Annotated in this window: 15 protein-coding genes, 1 pseudogene and 1 riboswitch; of the genes and pseudogenes, 2 read left to right on the top strand and 14 right to left on the bottom strand. The window is 41.4% G+C overall.

Going from position 1 to position 16,982, the window contains the following annotated elements; genetic code table 11:
- Window positions 1-22: 22 nt before the first annotated feature.
- Window positions 23-126: riboswitch (TPP riboswitch) on the bottom strand.
- Between the two features lie 56 nt (window positions 127-182).
- Both EBQ12_RS05360 and EBQ12_RS05355 read right to left on the bottom strand, forming a co-directional pair.
- Window positions 183-1,310: a hypothetical protein gene (locus EBQ12_RS05360; protein WP_008345703.1), complete on the bottom strand. Its 1,128-nt coding sequence runs from the start codon at window positions 1,308-1,310 to the stop codon at window positions 183-185.
- 141 nt (window positions 1,311-1,451) lie between these two features.
- The gene (locus tag EBQ12_RS05355; protein WP_125589283.1) at window positions 1,452-2,108 is read right to left on the bottom strand and encodes a type 1 glutamine amidotransferase domain-containing protein; all 657 of its coding nucleotides are present in this window, start codon (window positions 2,106-2,108) and stop codon (window positions 1,452-1,454) included.
- A gap of 224 nt (window positions 2,109-2,332) precedes the next feature.
- Between EBQ12_RS05355 and EBQ12_RS05350 the strand changes: the two are divergent.
- Window positions 2,333-2,527 (top strand): annotated as a pseudogene (locus EBQ12_RS05350) (hypothetical protein); the annotation flags it as partial.
- A 143-nt stretch (window positions 2,528-2,670) separates the two neighbouring features.
- On the opposite strand, the gene EBQ12_RS05345 reads toward EBQ12_RS05350, so the two are convergent.
- The 11 genes from EBQ12_RS05345 to EBQ12_RS05290 all read right to left on the bottom strand — a co-directional run bounded on the left by EBQ12_RS05345 (window position 2,671) and on the right by EBQ12_RS05290 (window position 13,354).
- Window positions 2,671-3,042, bottom strand: coding sequence for a DUF1304 domain-containing protein (locus EBQ12_RS05345; protein WP_007498006.1), 372 nt, complete (start codon window positions 3,040-3,042; stop codon window positions 2,671-2,673).
- The gene (locus EBQ12_RS05340) at window positions 3,039-3,302 is read right to left on the bottom strand and encodes an ORF6C domain-containing protein (protein ID WP_008345710.1); all 264 of its coding nucleotides are present in this window, start codon (window positions 3,300-3,302) and stop codon (window positions 3,039-3,041) included. Before EBQ12_RS05340 ends, EBQ12_RS05345 begins: the two co-directional genes overlap by 4 nt.
- 207 nt (window positions 3,303-3,509) lie before the next feature.
- Window positions 3,510-5,891 (bottom strand): immune inhibitor A domain-containing protein, encoded by a 2,382-nt coding sequence (locus tag EBQ12_RS05335; protein WP_099496956.1) that lies wholly within the window; start codon window positions 5,889-5,891, stop codon window positions 3,510-3,512.
- A gap of 189 nt (window positions 5,892-6,080) precedes the next feature.
- A complete protein-coding gene (locus EBQ12_RS05330) occupies window positions 6,081-6,374 on the bottom strand; it encodes a putative quinol monooxygenase (RefSeq protein WP_008345714.1) in 294 nt (97 codons plus the stop codon).
- Window positions 6,375-6,399: 25 nt separating this feature from the next.
- Window positions 6,400-7,038, bottom strand: a complete 639-nt coding sequence (locus EBQ12_RS05325) for a nitroreductase family protein (protein ID WP_025208240.1) — start codon at window positions 7,036-7,038, stop codon at window positions 6,400-6,402.
- Window positions 7,039-7,051: 13 nt separating this feature from the next.
- Window positions 7,052-7,495, bottom strand: a complete 444-nt coding sequence (locus tag EBQ12_RS05320; protein ID WP_045033720.1) for a MarR family winged helix-turn-helix transcriptional regulator — start codon at window positions 7,493-7,495, stop codon at window positions 7,052-7,054.
- A 547-nt stretch (window positions 7,496-8,042) separates the two neighbouring features.
- On the bottom strand, window positions 8,043-9,344 hold the full coding sequence (locus EBQ12_RS05310; protein WP_035702607.1) for a pyrimidine-nucleoside phosphorylase: 1,302 nt from the start codon (window positions 9,342-9,344) through the stop codon (window positions 8,043-8,045).
- A gap of 24 nt (window positions 9,345-9,368) precedes the next feature.
- A complete protein-coding gene (locus EBQ12_RS05305) occupies window positions 9,369-10,550 on the bottom strand; it encodes a NupC/NupG family nucleoside CNT transporter (protein WP_017358632.1) in 1,182 nt (393 codons plus the stop codon).
- Between the two features lie 167 nt (window positions 10,551-10,717).
- Window positions 10,718-11,389: a deoxyribose-phosphate aldolase gene (deoC, locus tag EBQ12_RS05300; protein WP_125589281.1), complete on the bottom strand. Its 672-nt coding sequence runs from the start codon at window positions 11,387-11,389 to the stop codon at window positions 10,718-10,720.
- An 84-nt stretch (window positions 11,390-11,473) separates the two neighbouring features.
- Complete coding sequence (locus EBQ12_RS05295; protein ID WP_125589279.1) at window positions 11,474-12,418, bottom strand: sugar-binding transcriptional regulator; 945 nt, start codon at window positions 12,416-12,418, stop codon at window positions 11,474-11,476.
- Between the two features lie 60 nt (window positions 12,419-12,478).
- Window positions 12,479-13,354, bottom strand: coding sequence for an aldose 1-epimerase family protein (locus tag EBQ12_RS05290; protein WP_125589277.1), 876 nt, complete (start codon window positions 13,352-13,354; stop codon window positions 12,479-12,481).
- A 239-nt stretch (window positions 13,355-13,593) separates the two neighbouring features.
- Here EBQ12_RS05290 and EBQ12_RS05285 point away from each other — a divergent pair, with 239 nt between their 5' ends.
- Window positions 13,594-15,417 carry an acyltransferase family protein gene (locus tag EBQ12_RS05285; protein WP_125589275.1) on the top strand — a complete coding sequence of 608 codons (1,824 nt, stop codon included), beginning with the start codon at window positions 13,594-13,596 and terminating at the stop codon, window positions 15,415-15,417.
- A gap of 95 nt (window positions 15,418-15,512) precedes the next feature.
- Here the strand turns inward: EBQ12_RS05285 and EBQ12_RS05280 are convergent, their stop codons facing one another.
- Window positions 15,513-16,784, bottom strand: coding sequence for an MFS transporter (locus tag EBQ12_RS05280; RefSeq protein ID WP_125589273.1), 1,272 nt, complete (start codon window positions 16,782-16,784; stop codon window positions 15,513-15,515).
- Window positions 16,785-16,982: the final 198 nt, after the last annotated feature.

Genomic DNA, 16,982 nt, shown 5'->3' with positions numbered 1-16,982 from the left:
ATCGATTCAATCATGAATAAGACAAGGTCCTGCTCCACTTCCCTCCGCTAGTACAAACTAGATCAGGTTCAAAGGGTCCAAGATTTTCTCTTGTCTCAGTCATACATGACTCCCCTAGTGGACTTTTGTCATTTAATTATCTTTACTCTACACATGTGGCGATTTGATGTCAACCGCCGATCTTAATTCAATGTATTGATCGTTGGCAGCTTCTCGATCCCTGCTGCATAGTAGAAATTAAGGACACTGAAGAAATCAATTGGCTTTCCTGTCTTTAAATCAACAGCCAAAATATGATCGCCGTAATTTGTCAGGTCATCAATGTCTAAACGCCTTGGCGTTGTCTTTCCGAGAGTATCAACAAAGCTGCTATGGTAGTACTGCCCACTAGCAAACGATGATTCATGATACATAAATAATGTCTCCACATCTAAGTAGACAAGAATGGCCTCAGAGGAACTCGCATATGGAGCAGAGTACGATACTGGTGCCGAAATACTTTTCACTTTTACACTGTCAACGGAATGCGTTCTCTGTTGATATTTTCCATCATATGAGAAATAAAATACACGCTCCCATTTATAATCGGCGGTCTTAGATTGTTTGTTATACACTTTTGTACCATTTGCGAAAACATCCCCATTAGCATACGAAGCAACAAAGTATTGCAATGTTGATGACAGGGATTCAGCACCTGTGAAATTTGGTGGGTTTTTTGCATTCACCTGTAATGTATATGAGTCTCCAAAGTCTCCACCGCTAGTAATACCAAACGCATAATCACCCGCTGGTAAATTGCTTAACGCAAGCAGACTGCCTGCCGGTTGAATCAGATCCGTTGGATAAGCTTGTCCTTCTTCATAATCAATAACAAATAACTGAACGAAATAATCAGCATTTGGAGAGGTAATCCTGCTGATGAGCGCCTGAGGGGACGATGTACTTAAGAACCATAAATCAACTGGATCTTCCTCGTTTAAAACTGCCGATTGATTAATGGCTAGTCCATCAATAGAGCGAACGGCAGACGTGCGCATCTTTCCATCTGCAGCCGCTTTTCGTTTAATACTTATTCCCTTTTTCTTATCTACTTTAAATGATTTTTTTACTTCCTTCTGTTGAACCGCAGTCCCTTTATCCTGCTTTTCAAACGACTCTTGCACTTGCTGAATGGCTTTTTCAGTCAGTGGCGATACTTTCTCACTTGATTTTGGTGCATCTTCTGCTTTGATTGCTGGTGAAAATAAACCTGTTGTGACCAATAAAATAGACAGTAAGGCGGCGGTGATTTTGACATAAAATGCTCTCACAGGAACATCCCCTTTTCCCTAATTTGGGTTTTTTACCCTGTGATTATTTTACCATTTTTCTAATACTTGTTTTGGACTTTTTTAGGAAATTTTTATAACAAAAAACCAGCCGTATGAGTCACGACTGGTTTATTTGATGATTTATGCAATGGTTTTGACAAATAATCGTGCTGTTTCTGCACTTGATCCTGGATTTTGTCCAGTAATGATTTGTCCATCTACAACAGCGAATGGCGAAAATGCATCGCCTTTTTCAAATGCTGCCCCTTGCTCGAGAAGTTTTGTTTCCAATAAAAATGGAACTTTAGATGTCAGCTGAACAGCATCCTCTTCTTCATTTGTGAATCCTGTTATTTTCTTGCCGTCGATAAATGATTTTCCATCACGATCCTTCACATCAACAAAGGCAGAAACGCCATGGCAAACTGCCCCAACGGCTCCATTTTTGTCTGAAATCGCTAAGATCGCATCGGCAACCAGTTGATTGGACGCAAAGTCGATCATTGGCCCATGTCCTCCAGCAAAGAAAATGCCATCATACTCAGCTGGGTTTACATCGGTCAGTGCCTTTGTGTCTTGAAGTAATTCATACACATCTTGATATTGTGCTGGAACTCCTTCAGGAATTGAATTTTTATCGATCGGTACTGTTCCACCTTTTATTGAAACAATATGCACGTTGAGTCCATTTTCTTTAAAAATATGAAATGGCTCGGCCAATTCTTCTAGCCATAAGCCTGTAGGGTGTCCGTTCATTTCTGAGCTGCTTGTTGATACTAATAAGACGTTTTTGCTCAACTTTATCATCCTTTCTATTTATCATGTGGCTATTTTATATTTTGCACAATTAAATATCAAGCAATCAGACTTAGATACAACTCTTTATGTTATACCCGATTTTTTAAAAAATATAGCCTCACTTCAAATCTAATCATTCTGTCACATTCTATTGACAGGGAATTTCATGTAAAATTGTGATGAAATGATATAATATGAGAAACAATTGACAGACCTCTTGCGCTAGAGGGAATTTAAAAGGAGTGGAAAAAGAGATGAAAACCTATTCGATTGTGATGATTATCATCACGCTCTGTATCATATTGGCTGTCTTTTTAATGAATCTTACGGGCGTCATGTATGGAAAAATCATATTGGCTGTCGCTGTTGCCCTTTGTCTTACGTCCATTATTCGTTTGATGGGAATGCGTAAAAGATAAAAGCCGCCCTCTGGGGCGGCTTTACCGTGTAGACAAACCCTCGCATTCGGTGTCAGTCCTGTGCTTCAGTGCTTACCAATGTCAAATTCGCTCCGATGCTCGTCCTTCCTAAACTGCAAAGGTTTTCTATCACGCTGATAGGATTATATAGCCAGGATAAGTGCAATTAATGCAAGAAAAGCTGGTAACCCTTGTTTGATGATAATCGATTTATTAGACGTCACACCGCCAAATACTGCTGCGATGAACACACAAAGAACGAAAAATAGCTGAATCATATATCCTACGGTATTCGAACCAAGAATGAGCCCCCAAATGAGTCCAGCAGCTAGAAAGCCATTGTATAGCCCTTGATTAGCAAACATCACTTTCACATTTGGATCCTTTTGTAAGTGTTCAGGCAGATTGAACGATCTTTTCGCCATTTTTGATTCCATAAAAAACATTTCTAGTAACATGATGACAATGTGCTCTAAAGCGACAATTCCTACTAAAATCATTGCTAAAATATTCAATTTAGTGAATTCCTTTCTGATAGACGGTCTCGTATTTGTATTTTGTCCGTATATAAATCAAAGTCTTGGATTAGCTCTAACGCCTCATGAAAACGACTTTGTGGAATGTCTTTCATTTTTCTTACACCAAATTCCTTTTTAATAAAAGCCATGATGGTATTAATATGAAGCTTACCGTGGCCATCATACTCTAAATGGCTGCAAAAAGTCTGCATCGTCCCTCGAATCACCTTTAATTGCTTGGCAGTGACACAACTCATTGGTAACGCTCATCCTTTCTTGGTTTTTTAACAACTAAAAAGAACATTGAATGAAAGAAAAACCTTCCAATCTCTATTATATAATGGTTTCATTCGGATATCAAAATAAAAAAGAACAAACATTCGACCAAAGACGAGTCATACGCTAAAAATCCATGTCTTAACGTATCAAAAAGCCGGATTCATGGATAGAATCCGGCTTTTTGTTTAGTTGCTTTTAGAAATTAATACCTTTCCAACAGAACGGTCCTTACTTTGTCCGACGACTTTAAAGGATAGGCCGTATGTTGGCACATCACGTCCTGCATCAGGGTTATTTGGATTCACATAGTTCTTTTTATCACTAAATGTACGCGTTGGGCGGATATAGCGATCCTCTAAGGTTAAGCCTGTTGTCGCTGTATAATCAATATTCAGCTTCGTGCTTGGATTCAAAGAGAATGCTGCATCATGTACTTGGAAACCTGTCGCTGCAATAGAGCCGTCACTCCATTTCAACACTTGTTGATCTGCATCTACGACTCCAAGGAAGCCGTTCCCTGGATGTTTTCCAACCCAGTTATCACTGTACGATTGATCGACGTACCACACGACCAAACCGTTATTATAGCTCATCAGACTTGCTCCTCGTTTGATATGCTTTAAGCCTTTATCGACATCAGCATAAGAGCGCCATTCTAGTAAATAATACTGAGCGGCATATTGTTTTCCATTAGATTGAGAGAATCCATTAAAAGTGAACGTGGACGTTCCCTCGGCATCATCTGACCACACTTTTGATCCATCTGCTGTAATCTTTAGATCATCTACAAATAAACCTGGCAGTGAATATCCTGCATCGGTTGTATAGCGGAATTGAAGATCGATCTTCTTCCCTGCATAAGCAGAAAGATCAAAGGATGCATCTACCCAGCCATCTGATTTTCCATCGATGCCATTGCCTTCATTCGCTCCTGCCTCATTTCGATCATTCGTAATATTACCAGCAATGGTTGTCCATTTGTCTGTCCCAGCTTCACGAACTTCTACATACGCATAGTCATAATCTTCTTCGATATCGTACCATGCTTTAAACGTAAGCTCGGCTTTGCTTCCCTTCGACAAATCAATCCCTGATGTCGTCATGGTAGCATTCAAATTGTCACCTGTTCCGCTGAAGTATGAATATTGCCCTTGTGCAGGCTGAGTGACCACAATCTCTTTATCTGGCAAATCGACTCGAACCGCATCATGGTTGGTTCCTTTTGTTGCTGCTTCATCGATTAAAACTGTTTTGCTTTTTGTTAATGTCTTACCATCAATGGTTTTTCCAGAAAGCCAGTTGCCGCCATGCAAGTTTTGAAGCATTTCTTTTGCATATGGACTAAAACCTGTTGGTTCCGTACCAGGTACTTTACCTGCCCAGCTTCCGCTTGACATGATAGACCAATAAGAAACGGGCTCTCCTCTGCCTGTGTATTGTGTATCGTATTCATCAGGCAGACCAAGATCATGTCCAAATTCATGTGTGAACACGCCTGCTGCGCCATCTTCAGGCTCAATCGTATAATCTAGAGCGCCTAACTTTCCGCCTTGACCCACTTCTGATTCAGTGTTTGGAATCTCAAATACATCACCAAGTGACCAGCGATGCGACCAAATCGCGTCAGAGCCAAGCTGTCCGCCGCCAGCTTCTTCACCTACGCCAGCATGTACAACCATGAGGTGGTCAATGATACCGTCCGGCTCATTATAAACACCGTCCCCATCCATATCATAGCGGTCCCATTGATCATATTCACCAAGGTCAATGTTTGGATCCTTTGCCGCTGCTTCGAGGGCTTCTTTCACCAATTCGCGCGGTCTGCCGTCACTTCCTGATTCGTCTGGTACGTTCCCGCCATAATATGCTGCTTCATGCTTGGCTGTATACCATCCAGCTACTGTTCCACTAATCGTGTAGCTTCCACCGGACTGCTTTTCATAATACTGCTTCATAGATACTTTTCTTTTACCATCTGGACCAATGTAGCCATTTTTTCCGAAAAGCATATCTTGGTAGTGCTGCTGATCGTACTTGTCATAGTACATATCAGTCTCTTCTTTTTTAATACTATTATGCTTATAATCTTTAAAATCTACTAATAAGACCAAAACTTTATCATTACGGACGTCGCCTTTATATTTTTCCTTTTTCACCGGCTTTACTTGATTGCCTTCTTTTCCTTTATGCTTCTTTAACTTTTTCTTTTTGGCTAGTTTATTATGTACATTTTGTTTGTATTCTTTTAGGAATTCAGGTTCTTCTGTTAAGGTACTTGCGCTTTGTTTCATCGCTGCTTCTTCTTTTTTCTTTAGGTAGTTCTTTAATGCTTTTTGGGTTTCTGCCTCATTGGCATTCTTTTTGATCTTTCCTTGTTTTTTCAAGGCTTTGATGAGGCGGTCTTCATTGACAACACTTGCGTCGAATGGAATACCTGAATAATGACCACCATCTGAGGATGTTGACTTTTCTGAGGTGTGGGCAGATAGAGGGGTGCTGAAAGCTGTCAATGTGCCTAAACTGAGGACAGCTGTTAGTGCGATGCTCGTCCATTTCCCTTTTTTCATATTGGTTCCTCCCTAATTTGGTAATAAATAATATCTAATTCTAGCATATTCCAATATACTTAAGTCGAAAAACATTTTATTTTCAGAAACTTTGTGGAAAATGCACAATACGAGATTGAAATAGGTGGAACGAATTGTCGAAAATAAAAGAACCCTAGGCTATAAATGCCTAGGGTGTTTGTTGTTTTTCTATGAAAGCTGCTCTCCTTGATATGCAACAACATCAAGTGGAGCGGCTAAAAATTCTTTTGCCTTTGCGACGAAAGCTTGGAAATGTGCACTTGCATTATGGCTTTGAACCGCTGCTTCATCTTTCCACACTTCTACCATTAAAAAGGTGTTTTCTTTCTCTGTATCCTTGAAAAGCTTGTAGGACACATTGCCTGCTTCTTCCTGTGAAGCTTTCATTAAACCGTTGATTTCTTCTAGAAATACGTTTTCTTTCTCTGGATGAATGGTCATCCCTGCATGAATAATAATCATATGATCGTCTCCCTTTTTTTAAAAATTATTTCCACTCTGTGATGCGATCGATCGGTAAACGGTAAGAAGCATAACCTTCGTCAGCTGCTTTCCCAATGGATAGAAGCATAACTGGTACATAGCGCTCTTTATCCCAGCCGAATGTTTCAGCGATGACTTCTTTGTCATATCCGCCAATTGGGTTTGTATCATAGCCATGCGCACGAGCAGCAAGCATCAGTTGCATTGACACAAGTCCACCGTCAATTAAGATCGTTTCACGATTCACTTGCTCTGGAAGAGCTTCAAAATGTGCAGTTAATGCAGCAATTTGTCTTTCTTTTACTTCCTGCGGCATGTAGCCATGTTCTACTGCTTTTGAATAAATTTCTTCTAAGTATTCATTGTTTTTCATATCTGCAAACACAGCGATGACAGCTGATGATGTAGCTACTTGTGTTTGGTTGAATTTTGCGAGTGGTGCAAGCTTTTCTTTTCCTTCTGGGCTGTCAATGACCATGAAGCGCCAAGGCTGTGCATTCACTGATGATGGTGCTGTTGTTGCCTCTTCTAAAATCTCCGTCATTTCTTCTTTGCTAATTTTCACTGCTGGATCATAGTTACGAATGGAGCGGCGCCCTTTCATAATATCCATAAAATCGTTTGTTTTTAATGTTGTAGCCATGTGTAACACTCCTTTAGGTTGTTTGAATCTTTTCTATGTTTTGTTGTATACGGATGAGCACATCAGTGAGAAGCTTTCGTTCTTCATCACTTACGTTTTCAAGCATTTCTGAGATAAATCGTTCTTTTTCTTTTTTAGAAGCTTCGATTCTTGTTCTGCCTTCATCTGTCAGACGAACAAGCGTGACTCGATTATCTTCCGGCTTTCTTCTGCGCGTGACCATTCCTTTTGTTTCTAACTGTTTTAAGTGACGCGTCACAGCCGCACTATCAATATTTACTTTTTTCTGCAAATCGGATTGGCTGATTTCGTCGGCTTGGAATAACAGTGATAGCAACTCCAGTCTTGATTGGCTGATGCCCGTGCATGCTTCGAACTTCACACCCATCATACGGTTCACGCACTGCAAACGATATAATACCTCTGCTTCTTCAGAGCAAAATGCAGTCAATGCCATCCCCTCTTTTCTATTCAGATCAATTAGTTGATATATCAATCATTGACTCGTCAACTAATATACACCCATTGTTTCATGATTGCAAGAGGTTTGTTTCATAAAGTGAAATTTTTTATTTCAATCAAAAAAGACGAGCTTTTGCTCGTCTCAGACAGTAGACAAAGGGCTAAAATGTAGTTTATTTTAGCCCTTTGTCTTCTTTTCAGCATGAAAGAAAACCTTTGCAGTCTAGGAAGGACGAGCAATGGAGCGGAATGAATTTGACATTCGTGAGAACCAGCGCGCAGGACTTACACCGAATGCGAGGGTTTGTCTTCACGCTGGGACGAGCTTTTGCTCGCCTTAAGAACTTGGTGTCGATGTTGGTCCCACATAGTAGCTGATAAATCCAATGATCATCAAGACTACAAAAATAAAGAGAATGAGTTTGAGCATTCTCATGGTTTATCCCCTCCCATTCATCTAACTTATCATATCTAGAAGAAGCGCTACCTAAAATTTACATAAAAAAAGACAAAAGCGATTCATCACTTTTGTCTTCTTCTCTTTATTCTGTAATCACTGTATGAATCAAAGTCGGAGCATCAGCATGGTCATCAATGCGGATGTTGTCATAAATTTTCTCCATGACATTCGCTACATCCTCACGATTTGCATGCAGCGTCACGAGAGATTCGCCTTTTTCTACACGATCGCCTACTTTTTTGTTAAGCATGATGCCAACAGATAGGTCGATATCGTCTTCTTTTGTTGCGCGTCCTGCTCCAAGAATCATCGCTGCAACACCAATTTCGTCTGCGACGATTTCAGCGATCACTCCTGATTCTTTTGCCGGCACTTCGATTTGATAAGGTGCTTGTGGCAGTTTTTCCGGTTGATCTACAATCGAGCCGTCTCCACCTTGGTTTTCTAAAAATTCCTTGAATTTCTCAAGTGCTTTGCCGTTTTTCATGACTTCAATTAGCTTTTCTCTTGCTTCATCAAGTGTCTCTGCTTTTTTCGCAAGAACGACCATTTGACTTCCTAATGTGAGCACAAGCTCGTTTAAGTCTTCAGGGCCTTCGCCTTTAAGCGTGTCAATCGCCTCTTTCACTTCAAGGGAATTTCCAATCGCTAATCCTAGCGGCTGAGACATGTCTGAGATGACAGCCATCGTTTGTCTGCCAACATTATTTCCGATACGAACCATTGCTTTTGCAAGCTTCTCAGAGTCTTCAGGTGTTTTCATGAAAGCACCTGCGCCTGTTTTCACGTCTAATACGATTGCATCTGCGCCAGCAGCGATTTTCTTACTCATAATCGAGCTTGCAATGAGCGGGATGGAGTTAACAGTTCCTGTTACATCACGAAGGGCATACAGTTTTTTATCAGCAGGTGTCAGGTTGCCTGATTGTCCAATGACCGCTACTTTATGACGGTTCACCAGCTCGATGAACTCGTCTTTTGTAATTTCAACGTGGAAGCCTTTGACTGCCTCTAGCTTGTCGACAGTTCCACCCGTATGTCCAAGACCACGCCCAGACATTTTTGCAACAGGTACATCAAGTGCTGCAACAAGAGGAGCGAGTACAAGCGTTGTTGTATCGCCTACACCGCCTGTTGAATGCTTGTCTACTTTAATGCCGTCGATAGCAGACAGGTCAATTGTGTCCCCTGAGTTTGCCATAGCGAGTGTTAAATCTGCACGTTCTTGATCCGTCATATCTTGGAAGAAAATCGCCATCGCCAAGGCACTTGCTTGGTAGTCAGGAATTGTTCCGTCCGTATAACCTTTGACAAAGAAAGAAATTTCCTCTGAAGATAATTCTTTTCCGTCACGTTTTTTCGCAATGATATCTACCATTCTCATTGTTTTCACCATTCCTTTTTTAGTTTAGTAAATCAAACCGACAACGCCTGCTGTTAAGAAGCTGACGAGTGTTGCACCGAATAACAGCTTTAATCCAAAGCGTGCGACAACGTTTCCTTGTTTTTCATTTAAGCCTTTCACTGCTCCAGCAATGATACCGATAGACGAGAAGTTCGCAAATGACACAAGGAATACAGAAATGATCGCTTCTGTACGAGCAGTGAAATGAAGACCGTCGCCAGATAGAGCAAGCATCGCTACAAATTCGTTAGATACCATTTTGGTCGCCATAATACTTCCTGCTTGTACCGCTTCACTCCAAGGTACACCAACAAGGAAAGCAAATGGTGCAAACACATATCCAAGTACATCTTGGAAAGAAACACCGATGGCAGCTGTGAAAATACCATTAATCATCGCAATTAATGCAACGAATCCAATCAACATCGCAGCCACAACAATGGCTACTTTGAAACCATCCATAATGTATTCGCCGAGCATTTCGAAGAAAGATTGTCTTTCTTCTTCTACGACTTCAAGCATGTCTTCGTCTTTAGACACTTCATATGGATTGATGATAGACGCAATAATAAATCCACCAAATAGGTTCAGCACAAGTGCTGTAACAACGTACTCCGGTTTAATCATTTGCATATACGCACCGACAATGGACATTGATACAGTCGACATCGCAGATGCACACAATGTATAAAGACGCTGTTGAGGTAATAATCCAAGCTGCTTCTTAATGGAAATGAACACTTCGGATTGACCTAAAATCGCTGACGCTACGGCGTTGTAAGATTCTAGTTTCCCCATTCCATTGACTTTACTAAGCAAATACCCAATTCCGCGTACGATCAGCGGAAGGATACGCCAATGCTGCAGGATACCAATCAAGGCAGAAATGAAGACGATCGGCAGCAAGACATTGATAAAGAAAGTTGACGCATTATCATTCATTAAACCACCAAATACGAAGTTGATCCCTTCACCAGCATAGCCTAGAAGCATTTGAAATCCTTTTGCAAAGCCCCCGACTAGGAAGTTCCCAACACCTGTATTGAGCAGAATATAACCTAAAATAAATTGCAGTACAATCATGACAATGACTGGACGGAATTTCACTCGCTTTTTCCCGTTACTTGCCAGCCATGCAATGGCGAGAATCACCAGCAAACCGATAATACCAATGACGTATTTCATGTTTTTCCTCCTTGAATGAATTCGTTTACATTAATGTGCTTGTATGGAACAAACCCTATTTCGCAAACAAATTGCGGAAGAAAATCCCAGAAATGAGATCCTTCCGCATATGACTTTTTCATCATCTAATGAGTCATGATTGTTATCCTACCATAGGATCGTATGAATTAATAGTCTTTAGAAGGAGCTGATTGATCCCCTTTAATAATGGAAACGCCTGCACTGGCACCAATACGGGTTGCGCCTGCAGCTGTCATCGCTTCTACGTCTTCTTTTGTTCTTACGCCGCCTGATGCTTTGACACCGATGTCAGGTCCAACTGTTTTACGCATTAATGCGATGTCCTCAGCTGTTGCACCGCCTGTACTAAATCCAGTCGATGTTTTGACGAAATCAGCGCCAGCTTTTACAGAAAGTTCACAAGCTTGTACTTTCTCTTCATCCGTGAGTAGACAAGTTTCAATGATGACTTTCACTAAGGCTTTGCCTTTTGCTGCGTCTACAACGGCACGAATATCTTGTTCAACTGCATCATATTCGCCATCTTTCAATGCCGCAATATTGATGACCATGTCCACTTCAGTTGCACCGTTTTCAATGGCATCCTTTGTTTCAAATGCTTTCACTGCTGTTGTGTTTGCACCTAACGGGAAACCGATGACTGTACATACATCAACGCCTGTTCCTTCTAGTTCTTTCGCCGCAAGAGATACCCAAGTTGGGTTCACACAAACGGAAGCAAATTGATATGTCTTTGCTTCTTCTAGTAACTGCATGATCGCACCTTTAGATGTATCTGGTTTTAGTGCTGTATGATCAATGAGCTTTGCTATTGTCATGATTCACACTTCCTTTTAAATATGATACTTTCATCTTAAATGACTATTGAACAATTGTAAATATAGTTATGAAATTTTGTTCATCTATTTTGTGACATTTAAAAGAGCTCTTGCTGTGTGCTGATCGATCACCAATACGTTCGCATATTTTCCTCTCAGCGCCCCATGGATAGAGGCAACCTTTCGATGTCCACCAGCCACAAGAATGGAGCGCTCTTTTGTTCTCAAATCATCCAGCTCCACACCGATTGTGCGATTGTTAATCGCTTCACTGCAAATGCGTCCTTCTTGATCATAAAAACGCGAACAGATATCTCCGACACTGGATGTCTTGAGCAGCGCCTTTTCTTCTTCACGGAAATAACCGAGTCTAAACAAAAGCGCCTCATCTCTTACCGTCCCAACAGTAAACACAGCGATATTTGCCTGTTTGCCCATTTCAATAATGCGCTGGATATGTCTGTCCTGTTCGACCATCTCTTTAACGGCGGCACTATCGAACACAACAGGCAGCGGCAAATAGCGTGGTGCCGTTTGAAAAGCTGATGCAAACAGCTGGATCGTTTCTGCAGAATATGTATTCACATGTGAATGGCTGATTCCACCTTTCAGCTGAACAACTTCTACCCCTTTTACCTGTTTAGGTTGCATCTTTTGAGCAATTTGATACATCGTGGTGCCCCAGCTCACTCCAACAATATCGCCGTCTTTCACCGTATTTTGAAGATAATCTGCACCAAACCGGCTCAAGTAATCCGTAATCGTTGGATAATCGTCCTTTGGTGAAAATACCACATGAGCCTCGAGCAGATCATATTTTTCTTTCAGCAATAAGGACAGCTCATTTAAATCCTCAAATGGGTCCATCACTGTAATCTGGACGTACCCTTTTTCCTTCGCATACTGAAGCAGACGAGACACCGTTGGCCTCGACAGGTCAAGCTGCTTGGCGATTTCCTGCTGACTGTAATCAGATAAGTAATAGAGCCTTGCTGCTTCAATACTTAATTGCTGTTTGTCCCGATCCATTCGTACGCCTCCTTTTTTCCTCTATCATAACAAATTGTTCACTTCACCATGCACAAATGTTCATTTAAAGAAAATGGTGTAAGCTGCGTGAAAGGTCTCTTGCTTCTCTAAGGTTTGAATGCCGAATTTCTCCTTATACTGCCCATTTGTCCCTTCCATATCAGCGATCCCATACCAAGGCTCAATACAAACAAAAGGAGCCATTGTTCCCTTTTCTTGATCATATGGAGACCAAATACCAACGAACGGAAAACCACTGAGATCGACCTCAACGCCGTGACCTGCTTGAGAAATCAATGATACTTGATCAATATGACTAAAGATCATTGCATCGTTCTGAAAAAGTTCTGGGCGAAGTTGAATCGGCTCAAACTCAACACCTTTCTCCTTCTCTCTCACAAGTGAATCATGAAGTTCATATTGGACTGGATCATGTTCGGTGGAAGGTGCCAATGTGAGTGAATAATCAGCTGTCTGCTCGCCTTCAACAAGCGGGACATGAAATGCCGGATGCCCGCCAATCGAGAAATACATCGTGCCATCTCCTTCATGAACAATTTCCCAGGAAATCGTTAGTCCATTTTCCGACAGTGCATAACTGATGCGCGCTGTAAATTCATACGGATATTGTGACGTGTGACGGCCATTTGATTGATATTGAAAAACCACCTGATCTTTTGCTTCTTCAAATAGTTCAAAATCAACATCACGCAAAAATCCATGCTGCGAGAGTTGATACGTTTGATCGTCTATCTTGTATTGATCATCCTTCAACCGTCCGACAATCGGAAATAAGACGGGCGACACCCTGCCCCAATAAGCATGGTCACCAGACCACATATATTGACGTCCACTTTCTTTATGAAGCACCTCTCTCACCTCGGCACCTCTCTCATTGATTTGAACCAATAACAGATCATTTTCAATCGTTTTCATTCAACACATCCCCTTTCCTTCTTCTTTTATTATGACAGGGATTTTCGGTTTGAGTATAAAAATAAGAATCCCTCAAGCCTTAGATTGTTTCTTCATATAAAAAAATTTTAAAAAAGACAGAAATTCGCCAACAAAATGTAATGCTGATTCGTCTAATCTTATATAAAATAAAAGAATCGTTGTTCTTTTGGAGTGACAACAAAAAAGACGCGTTTGACATTGATGGGGGATTCTTTTTCATGAACAGCAAGGAAAACCGTTTACGTTACATATTAGGATTAGATGGGCTGAGAGCTGTTGCCGTATTGGCGGTCATTGCTTATCACTTACATATTGAACCCGCAAGCGGCGGGTTTCTTGGCGTTGATTTGTTTTTTGTGATTTCTGGTTACTTGATTACAACCATCTTGCTGCATAAGCAGGATTTGGGCTATCAAGAGCTTCTGCCTTTTTGGATGGGCCGCATCAGAAGGCTGCTTCCAGCTGCCTACGTCATGATTTTTTTAATCGTCAGCTGGTGCGCCATTGCTGGTTCAAATGCATTAATGTCCATTCGTGGCGATGCCTTATCGTCCTTTTTTTATGTGAGTAACTGGTGGTATATTTTTCATCAGCTCTCTTACTTCGACAGCTTCAATGCTGTATCTCCACTAAAAAATTTATGGTCTTTGGCGATTGAAGAGCAATTTTATCTCATTTGGCCGGTACTGTTGATTGCTGGACTGAAATGGGTGAAAAATAGATCCCATCTTCCTATGATTACCTTTGGTCTGGCACTTGTATCTGCGTTATGGATGGCCATTCTCTATTCACCGGATACTGACCCAAGCAGGATCTATTATGGAACAGACACACGTGCGTTTGCACTCCTCATCGGGTGCAGTCTTGCATTTGTCTGGCCCATGCACAGACTTTCCAGCAGAAAATTACTTCCTGTCGGCAGACGTATGTTACAAATAGCCGGATTCGGTTCGATGGTCATTTTCCTCTTATGTGTTTATGCAGTCGACGAATTTGACGGCTTTCTCTACCAAGGCGGTATGCTTTTATTCTGTTTGAATGCAGCGATCTTAATTGCGTGTGTCTGCCATCCTGCCAGTCTTATTGGGAAATGGCTGTCTTTTCAACCACTCGTTTGGCTCGGAAAGCGGTCTTATGGCATCTACTTATGGCATTATCCAATTATCGTGCTGACCACACCGGTCATTGAGATTGGACAGCCTTCTATAGGACGTGTCACATTGCAGCTCATCGCAATTCTACTCATATCAGAGGCTTCCTATCGTTTGATCGAACAGCCGATTCGTAAACTCGGGTTTAGACACTATTTTGCCTCTTGGTCGATTTGGAAAACAGGAATCAAGCAATGGTCTATGTCCAATAAAGTGTTTCTTGGGATTGCCGCAGTCCTTTTGATTTTATTTACCATTGGCATGTCTAGCTCGTCTCATACATCCCCACATGCCAAGGAAGTAACACAAATTAAGACAGCGCCCCAAAAGGCAGGCGGTCAGACAGAATCAAAAGTGAAGAAAAAGAAAGACAAACATGAGAAAAAAGCAGCCGATCCTAAACAATTTCACCAAGTTCTTGCCATTGGTGATTCCGTCATGTTAGACATTGCTTCAAATTTAGAAAAGGCCTATGAACCCATCACCATTGACGCAAGGGTCGGAAGGCAAATGAACGAAGCCATCCGCATCGCCCCTCAATATGCTTCTTTTAACAAGGCTGATGCCGCTGTTATTATTGAGCTTGGCACAAATGGTTATTTTACAGAGGGGACTTTGACTTCATTCATTCAACATTTCTCGAAGGCACATATTTTTCTTGTGAACACTCGCGTTCCAAGATCTTGGGAAAATGATGTGAATGCAGTCATTGAGCGTGTGGCCAATCAACATCACAATGTGAGCTTAGTCGATTGGCATTCAGCCGCTACCGGACAGCCATCCTATTTTCAGCCAGATGGTGTTCACCTTTCCACAAAAGGCTCTGACACATTGACTGAGCTCATTAAAGCCAGTATCAAGAAAAAAGGAGATGTGTCCTCAGCATCATAAGAAGACTAGCATCCTGTGAAGAGAGATTCAAAAAAGACATGCTTTCCTATGATTGGAGGCATGTCTTTTTTGTGATGGATGAGCACAGAGCTGCATTATGTTTTACTTTTAAAAGACCAAATGATGACAGGGATGAGAATTAACGATAAAATTCCTCCGCTTAAAGATAATGTAGCATAACTCGTATTCGCAACGACCATTCCTGAAAGGGCACCGCCAGAAGCACCTGCTAACGCAACAAAAACATCGAGTGTTCCTTGGGTTTTTGCCCGGGATGATGGTTCTGTAGCATCCACTATTTGAGCAGTACCACTAATTAAACCAAAGTTCCATCCCAATCCAAGTAAAGACAAAGCAATGATTAATAGAATCATTGAATCACTTGGTGCGAATGCTGCCAATAAACCAGCAAGTAACAATGTGATGCCCGACGCTATGCTCATAGCTGTTCGTCCTAGTTTATCTACAAGTACACCCGTGATAGGTGAAGGAAGATACATAGCACCTATATGAAAACCAATCACAATGCCCACTTCGGCTAATCCATGACCATGATGCTGCATATGCACCGGTGTCATGGTCATGAGTGCAACCATGACAATTTGAGTTAAGATCATAACCGTGGCACCTACTGTAAGCCCTTTTTTATCTATTTTTTTATCAGCAGCATCTCGTTTATTTCCATGCCCATGTTCTGCTTTGTAAGCTGCTATTCTTCGGGCAATGTCTAACGGATCAGGACGCAGTAGAATAAAAAGGACAAGACCAGCTACAATTAGTGATGCTGCTGATAAAATAAAGGGACCAGCAAGTGCTGGAACACCAATTGATACTGCAAATTTACCCATCACTTCAACTAAATTCGGACCTGCTACTGCTCCAAATGTTGTCATGACCATTGTTGTACTAATGGCAGTTGCACGCTGTTTAGAATTCGCTAAGTCCGTTCCAGCATAACGCGCTTGTAAGTTTGTGGATGTTCCTGCGCCGTAAATGAAGAGCGATGCAAATAATAAAATGACACTATTCATCATAGCTGCCAGCACAACGCCAATTGCTCCGAGTCCTCCAGCAACAAAACCTGTCGATAAACCGATACGTCGTCCATAACGTTGCGAAAGTTTTCCTACAATGAAAGCTGACCCAGCTGACCCCAAAGTAAATAAAGCGATTGGAACTCCTGCATACGCTTCAGTCCCAAGCATTTGTTGCGCTAAAAGAGCACCTACCGTAATTCCTGCGGCTATTCCAGCCCCTCCAAATATTTGCGATAGACTGACAACGAACAATACTCGTTTATATAATTTTTTCAATTTTTGGGGTGAATCTATATAATTCTTCACTACATCTTGTTCTGTATCTAGCACTTGTAAACACCCACTTGAGATTTATTTTCCAAATATAATCATTATGTCAGTTCAGTCTACAATCCTCGATTTGAATCTCTTTCACCTCTCGGCCATTTACATGGAGAGCAAGCTGTTGTTTTCGGATCATAGACACCTTGTTTTTAAATGGATCATGAATAAAGCGCCCACATGACTGACCTGTACTTTTGAGCTGAT

Origin of the sequence: Bacillus sp. 2B09 (assembly GCF_003946835.1) — a bacterium.
In the GTDB taxonomy this organism is placed as follows: Bacteria; Bacillota; Bacilli; order Bacillales; family Bacillaceae; genus Bacillus; species Bacillus altitudinis.
The sequence above is the reverse complement of the archived record's forward strand: the minus strand, read 5'-3'. Positions and strand labels throughout refer to the sequence as shown.

What these genes read in the sequence shown, in the direction of transcription:
- EBQ12_RS05285 (WP_125589275.1), top strand. Translation starts at nt 13,594, where the DNA reads ATGAACAGCAAGGAAAACCGTTTACGTTACATATTAGGATTAGATGGG.
- EBQ12_RS05330 (WP_008345714.1), bottom strand. Translation starts at nt 6,374, where the DNA reads ATGATTATTATTCATGCAGGGATGACCATTCATCCAGAGAAAGAAAAC.
- EBQ12_RS05290 (WP_125589277.1), bottom strand. Translation starts at nt 13,354, where the DNA reads ATGAAAACGATTGAAAATGATCTGTTATTGGTTCAAATCAATGAGAGA.
- EBQ12_RS05335 (WP_099496956.1), bottom strand. Translation starts at nt 5,891, where the DNA reads ATGAAAAAAGGGAAATGGACGAGCATCGCACTAACAGCTGTCCTCAGT.
- EBQ12_RS05340 (WP_008345710.1), bottom strand. Translation starts at nt 3,302, where the DNA reads ATGAGTTGTGTCACTGCCAAGCAATTAAAGGTGATTCGAGGGACGATG.
- EBQ12_RS05320 (WP_045033720.1), bottom strand. Translation starts at nt 7,495, where the DNA reads ATGGCATTGACTGCATTTTGCTCTGAAGAAGCAGAGGTATTATATCGT.
- EBQ12_RS05310 (WP_035702607.1), bottom strand. Translation starts at nt 9,344, where the DNA reads ATGAGAATGGTAGATATCATTGCGAAAAAACGTGACGGAAAAGAATTA.
- deoC (WP_125589281.1), bottom strand. Translation starts at nt 11,389, where the DNA reads ATGACAATAGCAAAGCTCATTGATCATACAGCACTAAAACCAGATACA.
- EBQ12_RS05305 (WP_017358632.1), bottom strand. Translation starts at nt 10,550, where the DNA reads ATGAAATACGTCATTGGTATTATCGGTTTGCTGGTGATTCTCGCCATT.
- EBQ12_RS05295 (WP_125589279.1), bottom strand. Translation starts at nt 12,418, where the DNA reads ATGGATCGGGACAAACAGCAATTAAGTATTGAAGCAGCAAGGCTCTAT.
- EBQ12_RS05325 (WP_025208240.1), bottom strand. Translation starts at nt 7,038, where the DNA reads ATGGCTACAACATTAAAAACAAACGATTTTATGGATATTATGAAAGGG.